20 protein-coding genes are annotated in these 14937 nt (G+C 61.6%); 9 read left to right on the plus strand and 11 right to left on the minus strand.

What is annotated here, in order from left to right:
- Positions 1–79: 79 nt before the first annotated feature.
- Both CCK88_RS09765 and CCK88_RS09770 read left to right on the plus strand, forming a co-directional pair.
- Positions 80–481: a VOC family protein gene (locus CCK88_RS09765; RefSeq protein ID WP_086470246.1), complete on the plus strand. Its 402-nt coding sequence runs from the start codon at positions 80–82 to the stop codon at positions 479–481.
- Positions 482–563: 82 nt separating this feature from the next.
- Positions 564–962, plus strand: a complete 399-nt coding sequence (locus CCK88_RS09770; RefSeq protein ID WP_086470247.1) for a GFA family protein — start codon at positions 564–566, stop codon at positions 960–962.
- 179 nt (positions 963–1141) lie between these two features.
- Here CCK88_RS09770 and CCK88_RS09775 read toward each other — a convergent pair whose 3' ends face one another.
- The 5 genes from CCK88_RS09775 to petA form a co-directional block, all read right to left on the minus strand.
- A complete protein-coding gene (locus CCK88_RS09775) occupies positions 1142–1675 on the minus strand; it encodes an adenine phosphoribosyltransferase (protein ID WP_086470248.1) in 534 nt (177 codons plus the stop codon).
- Between the two features lie 28 nt (positions 1676–1703).
- Positions 1704–1898, minus strand: coding sequence for a hypothetical protein (locus tag CCK88_RS09780; protein WP_140048950.1), 195 nt, complete (start codon positions 1896–1898; stop codon positions 1704–1706).
- A gap of 152 nt (positions 1899–2050) precedes the next feature.
- Entirely contained in the window at positions 2051–2905 is an 855-nt protein-coding gene (locus tag CCK88_RS09785) for a cytochrome c1 (protein WP_086470250.1), read from the minus strand.
- Positions 2906–2919: 14 nt separating this feature from the next.
- Entirely contained in the window at positions 2920–4170 is a 1251-nt protein-coding gene (locus tag CCK88_RS09790; protein ID WP_086470251.1) for a cytochrome b, read from the minus strand.
- Between the two features lie 14 nt (positions 4171–4184).
- On the minus strand, positions 4185–4709 hold the full coding sequence (gene petA, locus CCK88_RS09795; protein WP_244557467.1) for a ubiquinol-cytochrome c reductase iron-sulfur subunit: 525 nt from the start codon (positions 4707–4709) through the stop codon (positions 4185–4187).
- A 234-nt stretch (positions 4710–4943) separates the two neighbouring features.
- Here petA and CCK88_RS09800 point away from each other — a divergent pair, with 234 nt between their 5' ends.
- A complete protein-coding gene (locus tag CCK88_RS09800; RefSeq protein WP_086470899.1) occupies positions 4944–5408 on the plus strand; it encodes a tRNA (cytidine(34)-2'-O)-methyltransferase in 465 nt (154 codons plus the stop codon).
- Positions 5409–5425: 17 nt separating this feature from the next.
- Complete coding sequence (gene hemF / locus CCK88_RS09805) at positions 5426–6298, plus strand: oxygen-dependent coproporphyrinogen oxidase (RefSeq protein WP_086470253.1); 873 nt, start codon at positions 5426–5428, stop codon at positions 6296–6298.
- Here hemF and CCK88_RS09810 read toward each other — a convergent pair whose 3' ends face one another.
- Complete coding sequence (locus CCK88_RS09810; RefSeq protein ID WP_086470254.1) at positions 6299–6889, minus strand: DUF2062 domain-containing protein; 591 nt, start codon at positions 6887–6889, stop codon at positions 6299–6301.
- Between CCK88_RS09810 and CCK88_RS09815 the strand changes: the two genes are divergently transcribed.
- Positions 6888–8024 (plus strand): AAA family ATPase, encoded by a 1137-nt coding sequence (locus CCK88_RS09815; RefSeq protein WP_086470255.1) that lies wholly within the window; start codon positions 6888–6890, stop codon positions 8022–8024. The genes CCK88_RS09810 and CCK88_RS09815 overlap by 2 nt on opposite strands.
- Positions 8025–8112: 88 nt before the next feature.
- The gene (locus CCK88_RS09820; protein ID WP_086470256.1) at positions 8113–8310 is read left to right on the plus strand and encodes a DUF1059 domain-containing protein; all 198 of its coding nucleotides are present in this window, start codon (positions 8113–8115) and stop codon (positions 8308–8310) included.
- 40 nt (positions 8311–8350) lie between these two features.
- On the opposite strand, the gene CCK88_RS09825 is transcribed toward CCK88_RS09820, so the two are convergent.
- The 3 genes from CCK88_RS09825 to CCK88_RS09835 all read right to left on the minus strand — a co-directional run bounded on the left by CCK88_RS09825 (position 8351) and on the right by CCK88_RS09835 (position 10771).
- Entirely contained in the window at positions 8351–9526 is a 1176-nt protein-coding gene (locus CCK88_RS09825) for a CCA tRNA nucleotidyltransferase (RefSeq protein ID WP_086470257.1), read from the minus strand.
- The gene (locus CCK88_RS09830) at positions 9523–10143 is read right to left on the minus strand and encodes a CoA pyrophosphatase (RefSeq protein WP_086470258.1); all 621 of its coding nucleotides are present in this window, start codon (positions 10141–10143) and stop codon (positions 9523–9525) included. The genes CCK88_RS09825 and CCK88_RS09830 overlap by 4 nt, the downstream gene beginning before the upstream one ends.
- Positions 10144–10225: 82 nt before the next feature.
- On the minus strand, positions 10226–10771 hold the full coding sequence (locus CCK88_RS09835; protein WP_086470259.1) for a GNAT family N-acetyltransferase: 546 nt from the start codon (positions 10769–10771) through the stop codon (positions 10226–10228).
- Between the two features lie 359 nt (positions 10772–11130).
- Here CCK88_RS09835 and CCK88_RS09840 point away from each other — a divergent pair, with 359 nt between their 5' ends.
- A complete protein-coding gene (locus tag CCK88_RS09840; RefSeq protein ID WP_086470260.1) occupies positions 11131–12090 on the plus strand; it encodes a glutathione S-transferase family protein in 960 nt (319 codons plus the stop codon).
- Positions 12091–12156: 66 nt separating this feature from the next.
- Here the strand turns inward: CCK88_RS09840 and CCK88_RS09845 are convergent, their stop codons facing one another.
- Complete coding sequence (locus CCK88_RS09845; RefSeq protein WP_170926420.1) at positions 12157–12630, minus strand: NUDIX domain-containing protein; 474 nt, start codon at positions 12628–12630, stop codon at positions 12157–12159.
- Between the two features lie 108 nt (positions 12631–12738).
- Here CCK88_RS09845 and CCK88_RS09850 point away from each other — a divergent pair, with 108 nt between their 5' ends.
- Both CCK88_RS09850 and CCK88_RS09855 read left to right on the plus strand, forming a co-directional pair.
- Entirely contained in the window at positions 12739–13629 is an 891-nt protein-coding gene (locus tag CCK88_RS09850) for a metallophosphoesterase family protein (RefSeq protein ID WP_086470261.1), read from the plus strand.
- 150 nt (positions 13630–13779) lie between these two features.
- The gene (locus CCK88_RS09855; RefSeq protein ID WP_086470262.1) at positions 13780–14181 is read left to right on the plus strand and encodes a DUF1801 domain-containing protein; all 402 of its coding nucleotides are present in this window, start codon (positions 13780–13782) and stop codon (positions 14179–14181) included.
- Between the two features lie 42 nt (positions 14182–14223).
- Here CCK88_RS09855 and CCK88_RS09860 read toward each other — a convergent pair whose 3' ends face one another.
- Positions 14224–14886, minus strand: coding sequence for a glutathione S-transferase family protein (locus CCK88_RS09860; RefSeq protein ID WP_086470263.1), 663 nt, complete (start codon positions 14884–14886; stop codon positions 14224–14226).
- Between the last annotated feature and the right edge of the window lie 51 nt (positions 14887–14937).

Consider the following 14937-nt stretch of genomic DNA (forward strand, 5'->3'; position numbering starts at 1 on the left):
GCGGGGGCTCAATGGCCCCTGCACCTTTCTTGCCGCAATTGCCCGTTAACGAATGGTGAAACGACAAGGAGACTGGCACATGGGAGCCATCCACGAAATCGTCTTCGACTGTGCCGAGCCGGCCGTGCTGGCCGCGTTCTGGGCCGCATTGCTGGACGGCTACAGCGTGCGGCCGGGCGATCAGGCCGATGCCGCGATCAGCGCCGCGCTCGGCCTCGACCCCGATGTGCCGACCACGATCATGCTCGATGGTCCGGGTCCGTCCATCTGCTTTCAGAATGTTGATGGCCAGCGTCCCGACAATAACCGGGTACATTTCGACGTCCAGGTCTCCGACCGTGCCAACGAGGTCGACCGCCTCAAGGAAGCCGGCGCCAGCGTCGATCGGGTTCTGCCCACCTATACGGTCATGCGGGATCCTGAAGGCAATCAGTTCGTGCTTGTCGACCGGCCGGCCGAGGCTACCCGCGTCGCCGCCTGACACGCCCATGGCGGGCTGGTGCTGACACGCCCTGTCATCCGACCGGACTAACGTCCTCATCAACAAAGGACGGAGACCGGCCATGGCCCTTATCGCTTCCTGCCATTGCGGCAGCACCCGCATCCAACTGCCTGAGCACCCCACCCAGGCAGCGCGATGCAACTGCACCTTCTGCCAGCGCGCCGGCGCGGTCTGGGCCTATTACACCCACGATCAGATCGAGGTGCTGCAGGCCGAGGGGCAGAGCAGCTACTCCACCAACCCCGATTATGGGTTGCACTATTTCTGCGGAAAGTGCGGCATGCACACCTGGGGCGAGAGCGTCGACTGGTCTTCGGCTTACAACAATGACGGCACGCCGAAGGGCGACGTTGCCGTCATCCCTGAAAAGACCAAGTGCCAGGTCAACTTGAACCTCGTCGACGATCTCGATTGGTCCAGGGTTGAAATCGAACAGCTCGACGGCCGCAACAATTGGTAGGCGACTGCAGCGGCGCAACGGAGCAGCATCTCACGCCGCAGTTCATAGCCCGCCGCACGCTCCGAGCCGCCTGGGGCTTGACCCGAGGGCCACTCGCCGGATGACAGGCGCTCTAGATAGTCCTCGGATCGAGCCCGAGGACGACTCCATGTTTTTCGGGGGGATGAAGACGAACTGGCTCAATGCCCCTCGAAAGCCATCAACGCGGTGACCTTCACGCTCTCTGCGCCGAGCTTTGCCGCGCCGCCGATATCAGGCAGGTCGATGACGAATGCTGCGTCGTCGCAGGTGGCGCCCGTGCGGCGCAACAGACCGATGGCGGCGATGGCCGTCCCGCCGGTTGCGATAAGGTCATCGACCAATAGCACCTTGTGACGGCTGTCGACCACATCAGCATGAATCTCGATCGTGTCGACGCCGTATTCCAGCGCATAGTTCTGACCGATCGTCTCTCCGGGCAGCTTGCCCTTCTTCCGCACCGGCACGAAGCCGGCGCCAAGTGCGATGGCGACGCCCGCGCCGAAGATGAAGCCGCGTGCCTCGATCCCGGCGACGTGGGTGATGCCCTGCCCCCGGTAGAGCGCCGCAATACGCTCGACGCTTTCCTTAAAGCCCTCGGGGTGCTCGATCAACGTGGTGATGTCACGGAAGAGGATCCCCTTCTTGGGGTAGTCGGGGATCGTCCGGACGAGCGACTTCAGGTCGAGCGACATCGATAGCCTTGCAATGAAAGGATGGAGATCAGTTCTTGTTGCGGCCTAGCACGTGCCGGGCAATGACGCCGGCATTGTAGGCCACGTTGCGGGTGGTGGCGATGGCCGTCTCACGCGCCTTCGGATTGGTTGCCACGGCCTTTACGCCGGCACGGACCACGGGATGGCGGCTCAATGCGATCGCAGTACTTACGACTGTGACAGCAATGCGAACGGCCGACATCGCGATCTCCTTGAACAATTCGAATACGTTGCAATATCGCGGCTGTGCCGTGCAATGGCAAGGGGCGGACGACCGCCGATCCTGCAAATCGCGGTGACCACAAAAAGAAAGGGCCCCGTCCGGGGCCCTCTCCAATTCGGTCTGGTGTTGGCTCAGTGTTCGATGCCGGCCCAGAGCTTGCGCTTGGTGGCGTACATCAGCCCGGCGAACAGCACGAGGAACAGCAGAACCACGAAACCGGTCTGCTTGCGCGACACCAGGTGCGGTTCGGCCATCCACATCATGAAGGCGGAGACGTCGGTCGAGTATTGCTCGAGAGTTTCAGGAACGGCAACGCCATCCTCGCCGGGAGTGTAGGTCACGGAACCGTCGGCAAGCGGTGGCGCCATGCCGATGGCATGACCCGGGAAGTAGTCGTTGTAATACTTGCCCTCTGCCAGCTCGAAGCCTTCCGGAGCCGTCTCCGGCACTTCTGCATGGTAGCCGTTGAGCAGCGCATGGATATAGTCAGCGCCGCCTTCCTGGTACCCGGTGAAGTAGTTGAAGATCCAGGTCGGGAACGGATCGGTCACGCCGCGGGCCTTGGCCAGCACCGAGAAATCGGGCGGCAGCGCGCCGCCATTGGCATCGCGGGCTTCCTGGTCGTTGGCGAATGGCGACGGCCAGCGGTCTGCCGCCACTGCAGGACGACGACCACCCTCGGCGGTTGCATCGTTGACCTCATATTCGGCCGCAAGCGCCTTGACCTGGGCTTCCGAAAAGCCAGGGCCGCCCGCTTCGCTCAGGTTGCGGAAAGAGAGCAGATGCGCACCGTGGCAGCTCGAGCAGACTTCGCGGAACACCTGGAAACCACGCTGCAGCTGGTGCTCGTCATAGGTTCCGAAGATGCCTGCAAAGCTCCAGCTCTGGCGCTCCACATGCGCGCCGCCTTCGGCAGCCTGCACAGGCATGCTGGCAAGGCCGACCACGGCAGCAACGGCGGCGATGATGATCTTGGTCTTGAACATGTTAATCGCCCCGATCACGCGTGTGCCTTGCCGAGAACGCTCTCGGAAATGCTGGTCGGCAGCGGCTTGGGCGTTTCGATACGCGACAGCACCGGCAGGATGACCAGGAAGTAGAGGAAGTAGTACGCCGTGCAGACCTTTGCCATCACCGTGTAGATGCCTTCGGCCGGCTGAGCACCCAGATAGGTCAGGCCGACGAAGTTGATGGCGAACAGCCAGTAGAACCACTTGAACAGCGGACGGAACGTGCCCGAGCGGACCTTGGACGTATCGAGCCACGGCACGATCAGCAACATCACCAGAGCGCCGCCCATGGCGATCACGCCGCCAAGCTTGGAGTCGATGAAAAGCACGTTGAAGTCGATGGCGCGCAGGATCGTGTAGAACGGCAGCAGGTACCATTCGGGCACGATATGAGCCGGCGTCACCTGGCTGTTGGCCATGATGTAGTTGTCGGGATGGCCGAGGATGTCGGGGGCGAAGAACACGAACCACGCGAACGGGATCATGAACAGCACCATCGCGAACAGGTCCTTCATCGTATAGTACGGATGGAAGGGAACGGTATCGCGGCTTTCCTTTACTTCAACGCCGATCGGGTTGTTGTTGCCCGGCACGTGGAGCGCCCAGATGTGGAGGCCCACAATGGCAGCGATCACGAAGGGCAGCAGGTAGTGCAGCGAGAAGAAGCGATTGAGCGTCGGGTTACCGACGGCGAAGCCGCCCAGCACCAGCTGCTTGATGTTTTCGCCCACCAGCGGGATGGCCGAGAAGATGTTCGAGATAACCGTGGCGCCCCAGAACGACATCTGGCCCCAGGGCAGGATGTAGCCCATGAAGGCGGTCGCAACGGTCAGGATGAAGATCAGAACGCCCAGGATCCAGATGATTTCGCGCGGCGCCTTGTAGGAGCCGTAGAACAGGCCGCGGAACATGTGGATGTAGAGAGCGACGAAGAACATCGACGCGCCCACGGCGTGGACGGCCTGGATGATACGGCCGCCAGCGACGTCACGGCGAATATGCTCCACCGAGTCGAAGGCCATAGCCACGTTCGGCGTATAGTGCATCGCCAGGATGATGCCGGTGACGATCTGCACACCGAGACACATCACCAGGATGGCGCCGAAGGTCCACCAGTAGTTGAGATTCTTCGGCGTGGGGAAGTCCATCAAGTGTTCTTTGGCGAAGCGAACGACCGGCAGGCGATCGTCCAGCCACTTCTCGACGGCATTTCCGGGAATGTAAGTTGAATGTTCGGACATCGGAAAAGCCCCCACTAACCGATCTGGATCAGCGTATCGCTGACGAATTCATATGGCGGCACAACCAGGTTCTTGGGTGCAGGGCCACGACGGATACGACCTGCGGAGTCATAGTGCGAGCCGTGGCACGGGCAGAACCAGCCATCGAAATCGCCCGATTCACCCACAGGGATACACCCAAGATGCGTGCAGTTGGCGATCATCACCAGCCACTGTTCGTGGCCTTCCTTGGTGCGCTGCTCGTCGGTTTCAGGGTCCTTGAGCTCGCTCAGCGGGACTGCCTTGGCCTCGTCGATTTCCTTTTCCGTGCGATGCCGCACGAAAACCGGCAAGCCGCGCCAGGTGATCGTCACCGACTGACCCTCGGGAATGGCGCCGACGTCGAACTCGATGCTGGCCAGCGCCAGGGTCGAAGCGTCGGGATTGAGCTGGTTGATCAGCGGCCAGACCACGGCGGCAGCGCCGACCGCGCCGACAGCGCCGGTAGCGACGTAGAGAAAGTCGCGCCGGTTGGTAGATGAATGTTCTTGCGTGGCCAAGGTCCGTATCCCCGTAACATGCATATTTGACGGTTCCGGCACCGGCAAAATCGACCGCATAAGCAGAATCGACCGCCGTGCGCCCTCAAGCGGCCCGTCAGGTACGGTCCTTTTTGCACTGTCACAGACACTTGTCCAGTGCACGAACCGTGACAGCGGTAAACTGCGACACTATACCCGCACGAAGCCCGGTTTCCGGGTCTTTAAGAGCGTCCGGAGCAAACCGCCTTGACCATCGCGCTAGCGCTGTACCAGCCCGACATCGCCGCAAATACCGGCACCCTCCTCCGCCTCGGCGCCTGCCTTGGCGTGGCGGTACACGTCATCCATCCCGCCGGATTTGCCCTTACCGACCGCAACCTCGCGCGCGCCGGAATGGACTACCTGGACAAGGCCACCCTGACCGAACATGCCAGCTTCGCTGCGTTCGATGCCTGGCGCAGGGATAAAAACCGTCGCCTGGTTCTGTTGACGACAAAGGCGAGCACATCTGCGTATGACGCTCATTTCACGCGCGAGGACATCCTGCTGCTCGGGCGTGAAAGCGCAGGAGTCCCAGATCAGGTAGCTGACGTCTCCGACCTGCGCCTGCGCATTCCCATGCAGCCAGGTTTGCGTTCGATCAATGTTGCCGTTGCCGGCAGCATGATACTGGGCGAGGCACTGCGACAGACGCAGCACTTTACAGAACTGACCTGAAGGTTCATTTCCACTCCATGACCCTCCCCCCAGACATCGAAGCCAAGAAGACCGCCGCCAGCGCCTGGTTCCGTGCCCTTCGCGACCGCATCTGCAGCGAACTGGAAGGTATCGAAACCGAGGTCTCGACCTACCATCAGGATCTTGCGCCCGGCCATTTCGAGCGCAGCCCCTGGGACCGTGCCGCCGGCGGCGGTGGCGAAATGTCGATGCTTCACGGCCGCGTCTTCGAAAAAGCCGGCGTTCACATCTCCACTGTTCACGGCAACTTTTCCGAGGAGTTCGCTCGCCAGATGCCCGGCACCGAGGCTGGCACGGCGTTCTGGAGTTCGGGCATTTCGCTGATCATCCACCCTTGGAACCCGCATGTTCCAGCCGTGCACATGAACACCCGCATGATCGTCACCGGCAAACAATGGTGGGGTGGCGGCGCCGATCTCACCCCCGTGCTGGACGCTCGGCGAAATCAGGACGATCCAGACACCGTGGATTTCCACGCTGCCATGAAATCGGCCTGCGACGGCCGCCCCGGAGTGGACTACGAACGACTCAAAGCCTGGTGCGACGAATACTTCTTCCTGCCCCATCGCAACGAACCGCGCGGCGTCGGCGGTATTTTCTACGATCACTTCAACAGTGGCGACTGGGATGCGGACTTCGCCTTCACCAAGGCCGTCGGCGAAGCATTCCTCGGTATCTACCCCGAATTGGTCCGCCGCAATTTCCAAAAAAGGTGGACCGAAACAGAGCGCGACGAGCAACTTGTGCGTCGCGGTCGCTACGTCGAATTCAACCTGCTTTACGACCGCGGCACGACGTTCGGCCTCAAGACCGGCGGCAACGTCAATTCGATCCTCTCGTCCATGCCGCCCGCGGTGAAGTGGCCCTGATCAGGCTTTGCGCGCAAGCCGCTCGGCTCGCGCATCCCTGAAGCGCACCACGATCCAGCGCACCATCACATAGGCAATCGCGTACACCGCGATTGCCAGCGGGATCGAACCGATCAGGCTGGTGCTGAACGTGGGCCAGATCGCTTCGAGCTCGTTCGAGATCAGGCCGTGCGGCAGTTTCTGCGCCACCGCATGCACGATTGTCGCTTCTTCGGGGCTCATGCCGCCACCACCACGCATCCAGTCGCCTAGGGCGTATCCTGCAGCCACGAAGAGCGGGAAGGTCAGAGGGTTGCCCCACAACGCCCCGATGGCCGCAGCCAGAATGCTGCCCCGCGTGATAAACGCAAGCGCCAGCCCAAGGACGAAATGCAAGCCGAACAGCGGCAACATCGCAACCGAGGCTCCCGCCGCCACTCCTGCTGCTACGGCGTGCGGGCTACCAGAAAGCCGCAGCAACCGCTTCTGGAGATAAATCACATAGCGCCGGAGCCCCATGCGCGGCCATATTCGGTCACGCAGTGACACGCCCGAGCGTTTCGTCATAATCGAACCATTGCGCAGTGTGTCCGGAAAACTGGCAGAACACATGTCCCTCGCCGATCTGGAAATCAAGTTCTATCGTTCCATCCGATCCATCCGGTTTCCCCTCCGCCGCCTGACTGTGCTCACTGGCGGCAATGGCGTGGGCAAGACCAATCTCTACCGCGCCCTGGAACTCGTCCAGGCCGCGGCCACGGGCAATCTGACGTTGTCCATTGCTCGCGAAGGCGGCCTCGGCTCTGCCATGTGGGCGGGCGAGCGCAGGCGCAACGAGCCGCCGCGCATCAGCCTCGAAGTTGGCCTCGACACGCTCTTTCCCGGCGAGGACGCCGCGGCCTTCCTGCCCCGCTATACAGTCGAGATCGGCTTTGGCGACGCGCGCTATGAGGCTGTTTTCGGTGAAGAGCCTCAGATCAAGGCAGAGAGCCTCTTGCTCGCCGGCCGTCGTCCCGTGACCCTTTTGGAACGCGCCGGGCCCTCTGCCTGGTATCGTGACGAAACCGGCGCACGACGCATGGTCGATCGTCCGCTTCTCGCCAGTGAAACTGCGCTGTCCGAGCTGCGCGGCACCCTGCCCGAAGTCGACATTGTCCGCGAACTCCTTTCAAGCTGGCGCTTCTATCACGGGTTCCGCACCGACCGGGATTCGCCGCTGCGCCGCCCTGCCCTTGCCGTCACCGCACCGACGCTCGATGCCGACGGCGGAAACCTTGGCGCCGTTCTCGCCACGCTCAAGCATATTCGCGGCGACACGAGGGATCTCGACGTTGCCATCGACCAGGCGTTTCCAGGTGCCCGCCTCGACATTCCTCCGCCCGGGCGCGACGCCAGTTTCGCCATGGTCTTTCCTGAAATGCCGAACCACCCGTTTGGCCCAGGCGAACTCTCCGACGGCACGCTGCAGTTTCTTGCGCTCCTTGGCGCGCTCCTCAGCTATCGCCCGCCGCCTTTCATTGCCTTTAACGAACCCGAGGCCTCGCTCCATCCTGACCTTATTCCGGCGATGGCCACAGCCATCGCCCGTGCCGCCGAACGCACGAAGGTATGGGTCGTGACCCACTCGTCCCTTCTCGCAAGCGCAATCGAGGATGCCGTTGGCGTCACGCCGCACCGCGTCATCCGTCGTGATGGCGGGACCTGGATCGAAGGCCTCTCGGACATCGGCATCTTTCCCGGCGACTGATGCGTGGTCAGAGCAGACCCAGGTTCCCTGCAACCAAACCCCACCCCTCCCGTTAAGTCAGACCACCAGAGACCAAGGAGGAAATGCAATGAAACGCTTTGATTCCGGCACGCTCATCCCCGGCTCGACCTGGAAGGCCGAAGCCGAGTCTGAAGCCGAGGTCGTCCGTCGCGCAGTCGAAAACATGCGCAATCTGAACGGTGAGACTGAGGTGCGCCCGGATATGGTCGAGCGCATCAAGGAACGGATCGTCGACTTCGATCCGGGCAGCGACACCAGGCACTGACCTCTCCAAGCCCCGGTTCTCCGGGGCTTTTTGTTGGCTGCTAGTGGAAGAGGCGTGACAGCAGTTCATCCTTTTGGAGCGTGAATTCACTGTCCACCCAGGCCCGCTCGAGTAGCCGCAATGCCGTTCCCATTTCTGGCCCGGGCCGCATGCCGCGAGCGGCAAGATCGCTGCCATCGACCGGCAGCGGCGCGACGCGCAGTCTTCCCAACTCCCGCGCCACTTCCGCAAGGCGCTCGCGCGGCCAGCCATCTGATGCGGCCACAACGGCAAGGCCTTCCACCGCATCTTCCCCGTAGCGATAGGCAGCCCAAGCGACATCACCCACGCGCAAAAGGTCTGCGGCCTCTGCAACGCGTTCAGCTTTAACGGCGATGGCCTTGCTCAATCGCCAGTCGGCCTGCCGGATATCGAGGCTCTCTCGCCCAAGAAGGGCCAGTCGAGTGGTTGCTGAGCGACCACCCAGCACCTCGTAGCGAACAAGCGCCTCCGCCGCGCCGGGCGCGACACGGATCAGCCCGAGACGATCCATAACGCCTATGGTTTTCGCCACTCGCGGCAGCGCCAGCATGCGCATCATCTCAGCGCCGACGCGTTCGCGCGAAATGTGATCCAACTCGTCTGCCGCCGCACTGCAGGCTGCCAAGCCATCAGCGTCATAGATCTCCCCACCATGACTGGCCGAGAACCGGAAGAACCGGTAGACGCGCAAACCGTCCTCCGCAATCCGCTGGCGCGCGTCGCCGATGAACCTGATCCGGCCTCCGAGCAGATCCCCTACCCCGCCGATCGGATCGACGATCGTGCCGTCAGCTAGACAATAGAGGGCGTTGATGGTGAAATCCCGTCGCTCGGCATCGGCCTGCCAATTCGTTCCAAACCTGACGATGGCCCGTCGCCCATCGGTTTCCACATCCTCACGCAACGTGGTGACCTCGACCACGGTATCATTGACCCTGAGGGTCACGGTTCCATGCTCGATCCCGGTGGGATAAGCGCTGATTCCAGCGGCCTTGGCCCGCTGCATCACGGTGGTCGGCAAAAATTCAGTGGCCATGTCGATATCGGCATGGTTTCGCGTCATGCCCGCGAGGCTATCGCGGACCACGCCACCGACGGCACGCGTCCGCCCGTCCGCTCCGTCCAGTGCAGCAAAAATGGCCTGTACCTCGGCCCGTTCGAGCCATTCGGCGTTCTCGATACGGTCCGGGATCATGCCGCGGCCTCGCCCATCACCCTGTCGCGGAAAAGCCTCGTGAGGTTGGCGGTGATACCCCAGATGACATGTCCATCGTGGTCAATCTGCCACGTAGAATGCTCCTTGCCGCCCCGGCTGATCCGAAAGCGCCCATAAGTCTGCACGTCGAGAATGCGGCTCAGCGGTACCTCGAAAACGGAATGCACTTCGCCGGGATTGGGGACGAACGGGCCGCTCGGTTCCACTTCGGCTACGACGGGTACGATCAGGTAGTTGGTGCCGGTATAGTAACTCGGCATATAGCCCAGGATCGTCGCATCGCTTGGCTCCATGCCCACTTCCTCCTGCGCTTCCCGCAAGGCAGCTGCGGCTGCGCCGGCATCCGACTGGTCGATCTTCCCGCCCGGGAACGCCACCTGGCCCGAATGGGCGCGCAGGTCCGGCGAACGTTCTGTGTAGAGCACGGTGTGCCCCTCGGGCCGCCGCACCAGCGCGATCAGCACTGCAGCCGGCACCGGTGGGCGTTCGAACGGCCGCAAGGGCTTCCAGTCCGGTACCAGTTCCTGCGCGAGCTCCAGAGCGGGCGGCTCGAGCAGCAGGCGTCCGGCAAGGCTGTTCACGATATCGAAATCCATGGACCGCTAACGCTCGGAACAAAGAGTAAGGCCGCCGAACACTAATTCAGCGGCCACGCTTCTGCATCCTCTTTCGACACCCTCACCCGGCGTCGAAGGCGGCAATGCTGCCTTTGAGCGACGCGGCGAGCGTTTTGTCCTCAGCCATCAGCAACACACGCGTGGGATCGACCGGCCCTGGAAACTGAATATTGCCCGGCGTGGTGATGTCCCACCCGAGCGGGCAATAATAATCCTGGTCACCCACCAGCAACACGAATTCCCCGTCACCGCGCGCCAGCGCCATCTTGCTGACTTCCCGCGCCAGAAGTTTGCCAGCACCGCGCTTGCGAAAATTGGGATGCGTTGCCAACGGTCCAAGCAGATAGCCCTTCTTGCCGTCGACGCTGATCGGCGTCATCCACACCGAACCGCAGGGCGTGCCGTCTACCTCAGCGATGAGGCTGAGCGTGGGATCGATCGGGAATCGCTCGCGCACCCGGAACGCGGTTCGCGCGAACCGGCCCGGCCCGAAGGCCGTCGCCTGCAGTTCTTCGACGAAAACGTCGTCCGCAGGCGTAGCGACGCGCACAGCGGGCTGGCCGGCGACAGGGGTAGCAGCGGCCTCGGCCGCAACGAGCGTGGTCATGGGTTTCATCCAGGGAAAGGAATGTGCAGGACAAGATGCGGTCAGCCGAAGCCATCCGCTTGTAACGACCGCCTAGCGTCGTCGGTTCGTCTGCAAAACTTTCACCATCCTGGACGCCTCCACGTCTGAATCCGCATTAGCACCAGCTTGGACGGGCGTAAATGGGAATATCGAACCATGTACCTCATTTCCTCCATCACCGGATGGCTGTGCCCCGGACGCATAACGGATTGTTACGTCAACCCGGTCTTATCGCGAGGCACCGATGCCATTAGCTGTAGGCCGAACCAATGAACGGTTGAAACTGTTGCGTGAGTGACAGAAGAAACCGACAGCAAGATGACGGAAAGGCAGTTTCGATGGGACAGTTGATCGACGGAAAGTGGTCCACACAGTGGTACGACACCAAGAAATCCGGCGGGAAATTCGTCCGCTCGCAGTCCGGTTTCCGCAACTGGATCACCCCTGACGGCGCTGCGGGCCCAACGGGCAATGGCGGCTTTGCTGCCGAAGCCGGGCGCTACCATCTTTACGTCTCTCTGGCCTGTCCGTGGGCACACCGCACCCTGATCTTTCGCAAGCTCAAGGAACTGGAAAGCCTGATCTCGGTCTCGGTGGTGTCGCCCAAGATGCCCGACGAAACAGGCTGGAATTTTGACAAGAGCGAAGGCTCGACCGGCGACGCCCTCTTTGGCAAGGACACGCTGTGGCAGGTCTATGTCGAGGCACAAAAGGATTACACCGGACGCGTGACCGTGCCGGTGCTGTGGGACAAGAAGACCGGGACAATCGTTTCGAACGAAAGTTCGGAAATCATTCGCATGTTCAATTCGGCCTTCGACGAATTGACCGGCAATACTGACGATTACTACCCGGCCGACCTGCGCGAGAAGATCGACCCCATCAATGCGCGGGTCTACGACGACATCAACAACGGCGTCTACAAGGCCGGCTTCGCTACTACTCAGGAAGCCTATGACGAAGCCGTGTCAAAGCTGTTCGACGCACTGGACTGGGTTGAAGGCCTGCTCGGGGAAACCGCCTATCTCACCGGTGAAACCATAACCGAGGCCGATTGGCGGCTGTTCACCACGCTTGTGCGGTTCGACGCCGTCTATGTCGGCCACTTCAAGTGCAACCGCAGGCGTATCGCCGACTACCCCAACCTCAGCCACTACCTCAAAGCGCTCTATGAGGTGCCTGGCGTCAAGGACACGGTCGATCTCGACCACATCCGCACCCACTATTACTGGAGCCACACGACCATCAATCCGCACCGCATCATCCCGATCGGTCCGGAACTGCCGTTCCTGGATTGACGGCACCTCTCCACTCAGCCTCCCCCTGACAAAGGGGGAGGTCATGGGATACTTGGTCACCACCCCTCAATACCCCCAAACCGTGCGCTTCTCGACGCCGTCGAAATACTCATCGATGCGCTGGCTCGTCGCGGGAGATACGCCATTGGGCAGGGCGTGGCGGTCGAACCAGCCCACTTCCGCGATCTCGTGGTCGCGCTTGCGCTCGAATTCGTGCTTGAAGGTCTTGGCCACGAAAAACGCCACATGGTCGCGGTCGGTCACCGGGCTGGTATTGTGATAGAGCCCGAAAAGCTCCATGGCTCCGATCACCCGGTACCCAGTCTCTTCCAGCGTTTCACGGGCACCTGCTTCTTCAAACGTTTCCCCGGGCCCGACGCCGCCGCCGGGAAATTGCCAGCCCGGTACATACGTATGGCGGATCAGCAGCACCTTGTCCCCATCGACGACCATAACCCGTGCACCAACGGTCATGCGGTGCCACAGCCCTTTGAGCGTCAGGAAGGCCTTGGCGCGGACGCGTTGGAAGCGGTTCATCATGGCACGTTCTCCGTTTGCCATTGGGTAGCAGAGCTTGCGCCGCGACAAAATCGTGCACTGTGACGATTGAACGTTTTCTTGGCGCCGACGTTCTGGCAAAACCCCGCGATGATCACCTTGGCCCACATCTCCGACATCCATCTTTCGCCCATGCCCGACGTTGGCATGCGCGATCTGATGGGCAAGCGACTGACTGGCTTCCTAAATTGGAAGCTGAAGCGTCACGGCGAGATGAACACCGAAACGCTGGGACGGCTGGTCTCCCACATGCAGGAGCAGAACGCCGACTTCACCGCCGTAACCGGTGACCTCGTTAATCTGGCGATGAACGCCGAAGTCGAGCGCGCTGGCGAATGGCTGCGCGCCCTTGGCTCCGCTGATCGGACTGCCGTATGTCCGGGCAATCACGACGCCTACGTGCCCGGCTCATTGGACTACGCCCGCGAGCACTGGGGCGACTACATGAAAGGCGAGACCGTCGAAGGCGAAGCCTTCCCCTTCGTGCGCCGGGTCGGCGAGGTGGCGATCATCTCGTGTTCAAGCGCCGTGCCAACGCCACCCTTCATGGCGATCGGTCGCTTCGAAGAAAAACAGGCGGCCCGTCTCAGCCGTATCCTGAGGCTTCTCGGCGACGCCGACTATTTCAGGGTGGTGCTCATCCATCACCCGCCCAATGCCGAATTGCAGCATCCCTCGTTCGGGCTGAAGGGGCATCGCCTGTTCCGCCAGGTGATTGCGGAAAATGGGGCCGAGCTCGTTCTCCACGGCCACACCCACCGCTCGTCGATCCACCACATCCCCGGCAAGAACCACGAAGTACCGGTTATCGGCGTCGCTGCTGCCAGCGCCGCCCAGGGTGGCACACTCGACGATCCAGCCCGCTACAACCTGTTCCGTATCGAAAAAGCGGGCGAGGAATGGCGCTGCACCATGCGCGAATTCGGCTTCCAGCGCCTCGGACCGGACATCGTCATGCGGATGCAAATGCGGATCTACTGATCGTCCCGCAGGGCAATTCGCTCCAGCTGAGCGAATTGAGATCAGGAGGCCATGAAAGCTACGCTCGAATAGCTGTGCGCTGAATTCTCGCCGTCGAAATCTCCCCTCCTCCCTCGTCGCCCATTTATAGTCGACCCGAGGGAACAACCCATGACCACCACCAAGCCCGCCACCATTGACGCCTACAATGCAGCTCAGGAAGACCACATCCGTCTGATCTGCGACGAGCTGCGCAAAAGTATCGACCGCGTTCTGCAAGATGCAGAAAGCAAGATCTGGCATGCCCACCCGGTCTGGTTTCTCGACGGCAATCCGATCGTGGGTTATTCCAAACTCAAGGGTCCGGTCCGGCTGCTGTTCTGGAGCGGACAGTCCTTCCAGACCCCGGGACTGGACAAGGAAGGCTCCTTCAAGGCCGCCGAAAAGCGATATACCTTGGTCACCCAGATCGATCCCGACGAGTTGGCAAATTGGCTCGAAGAGTCTCGATCCGTTCAGTGGGACTACAAGAATATCGTCAAGCGCCGGGGTGCGCTGGAGCGACTTGTCTAGGCACAGGCCCAAGACAAGCTGCGGCAGGCCGTTGCCACACTCCTACCACTCCGAAACCGGCGGCGGCTCCCCAGAATAAAGCGCGTTCTGGGCCGCGTATGCACGTTGATAAGCCGGACGCGATTCGGCACGCCGCACATAGGCGACAAGGCTTGGAAATTCTTCGAGTAGCCACGCATCGGCGCGGCGCAGCACCATGACCATCATGAGATCACCTGCGGTGAATGCGCCTTCCAGCCACTCTCGTTCGCCAAGATAAAGTGACAGGTCGGCCAGACGGGCCCGAATTCGATCGTCGAGAAACGCGAGGCGTTCCTTGCTGAACCAGGGCTGGCCGGGGTCGGTGAAATCAGCCTGCTCGCGTTCCACGATTGGCGGTTCGACCGTACTGACTGCGGCAAACATCCAGGTAACGGCTCGGGCCCTCCCGTCGGGATCCCCAGGGAGCAATCCTGGATGAACTTGCGCCAGGTGATGGATGATCGCACCAGACTCGAAGAGCTTGACACCATCCTGCTCGAAGGCCGGAATCTGTCCGAAAGGTTGCCTCGCTTTGTGAGGAGGCTCCTTCATTTCCTTGAACGTCACGAACCGCACGTCGTACTGCTGGCCAACCTCTTCGAGAGCCCACCGCACCCGCATGTCGCGGGCAAGACCCTTGCCCCCATCGGGCGACCATTTGAATACGGTTAGCACTGGCAGCATCTACCCACTCCCTCGTTGCGTCTGGGAAGGCGACGAGTGGCGCGTCGCGGC

The organism is Devosia lucknowensis (assembly GCF_900177655.1).
Classification (GTDB): Bacteria; Pseudomonadota; Alphaproteobacteria; order Rhizobiales; family Devosiaceae; genus Devosia; species Devosia lucknowensis.

Bases quoted from the DNA above. Each gene is read 5' to 3' on its own strand.
- hemF (WP_086470253.1), top strand. From the start codon at position 5,426: ATGACCCTCCCCCCAGACATCGAAGCCAAGAAGACCGCCGCCAGCGCC.
- CCK88_RS09810 (WP_086470254.1), bottom strand. From the start codon at position 6,889: ATGTGTTCTGCCAGTTTTCCGGACACACTGCGCAATGGTTCGATTATG.
- CCK88_RS09840 (WP_086470260.1), top strand. From the start codon at position 11,131: ATGGGACAGTTGATCGACGGAAAGTGGTCCACACAGTGGTACGACACC.
- CCK88_RS09790 (WP_086470251.1), bottom strand. From the start codon at position 4,170: ATGTCCGAACATTCAACTTACATTCCCGGAAATGCCGTCGAGAAGTGG.
- CCK88_RS09785 (WP_086470250.1), bottom strand. From the start codon at position 2,905: ATGTTCAAGACCAAGATCATCATCGCCGCCGTTGCTGCCGTGGTCGGC.
- CCK88_RS09850 (WP_086470261.1), top strand. From the start codon at position 12,739: ATGATCACCTTGGCCCACATCTCCGACATCCATCTTTCGCCCATGCCC.
- CCK88_RS09855 (WP_086470262.1), top strand. From the start codon at position 13,780: ATGACCACCACCAAGCCCGCCACCATTGACGCCTACAATGCAGCTCAG.
- CCK88_RS09765 (WP_086470246.1), top strand. From the start codon at position 80: ATGGGAGCCATCCACGAAATCGTCTTCGACTGTGCCGAGCCGGCCGTG.
- CCK88_RS09820 (WP_086470256.1), top strand. From the start codon at position 8,113: ATGAAACGCTTTGATTCCGGCACGCTCATCCCCGGCTCGACCTGGAAG.
- CCK88_RS09770 (WP_086470247.1), top strand. From the start codon at position 564: ATGGCCCTTATCGCTTCCTGCCATTGCGGCAGCACCCGCATCCAACTG.
- CCK88_RS09835 (WP_086470259.1), bottom strand. From the start codon at position 10,771: ATGACCACGCTCGTTGCGGCCGAGGCCGCTGCTACCCCTGTCGCCGGC.
- CCK88_RS09830 (WP_086470258.1), bottom strand. From the start codon at position 10,143: ATGGATTTCGATATCGTGAACAGCCTTGCCGGACGCCTGCTGCTCGAG.
- CCK88_RS09860 (WP_086470263.1), bottom strand. From the start codon at position 14,886: ATGCTGCCAGTGCTAACCGTATTCAAATGGTCGCCCGATGGGGGCAAG.
- CCK88_RS09825 (WP_086470257.1), bottom strand. From the start codon at position 9,526: ATGATCCCGGACCGTATCGAGAACGCCGAATGGCTCGAACGGGCCGAG.
- CCK88_RS09775 (WP_086470248.1), bottom strand. From the start codon at position 1,675: ATGTCGCTCGACCTGAAGTCGCTCGTCCGGACGATCCCCGACTACCCC.
- CCK88_RS09845 (WP_170926420.1), bottom strand. From the start codon at position 12,630: ATGATGAACCGCTTCCAACGCGTCCGCGCCAAGGCCTTCCTGACGCTC.
- CCK88_RS09780 (WP_140048950.1), bottom strand. From the start codon at position 1,898: ATGTCGGCCGTTCGCATTGCTGTCACAGTCGTAAGTACTGCGATCGCA.
- CCK88_RS09815 (WP_086470255.1), top strand. From the start codon at position 6,888: ATGTCCCTCGCCGATCTGGAAATCAAGTTCTATCGTTCCATCCGATCC.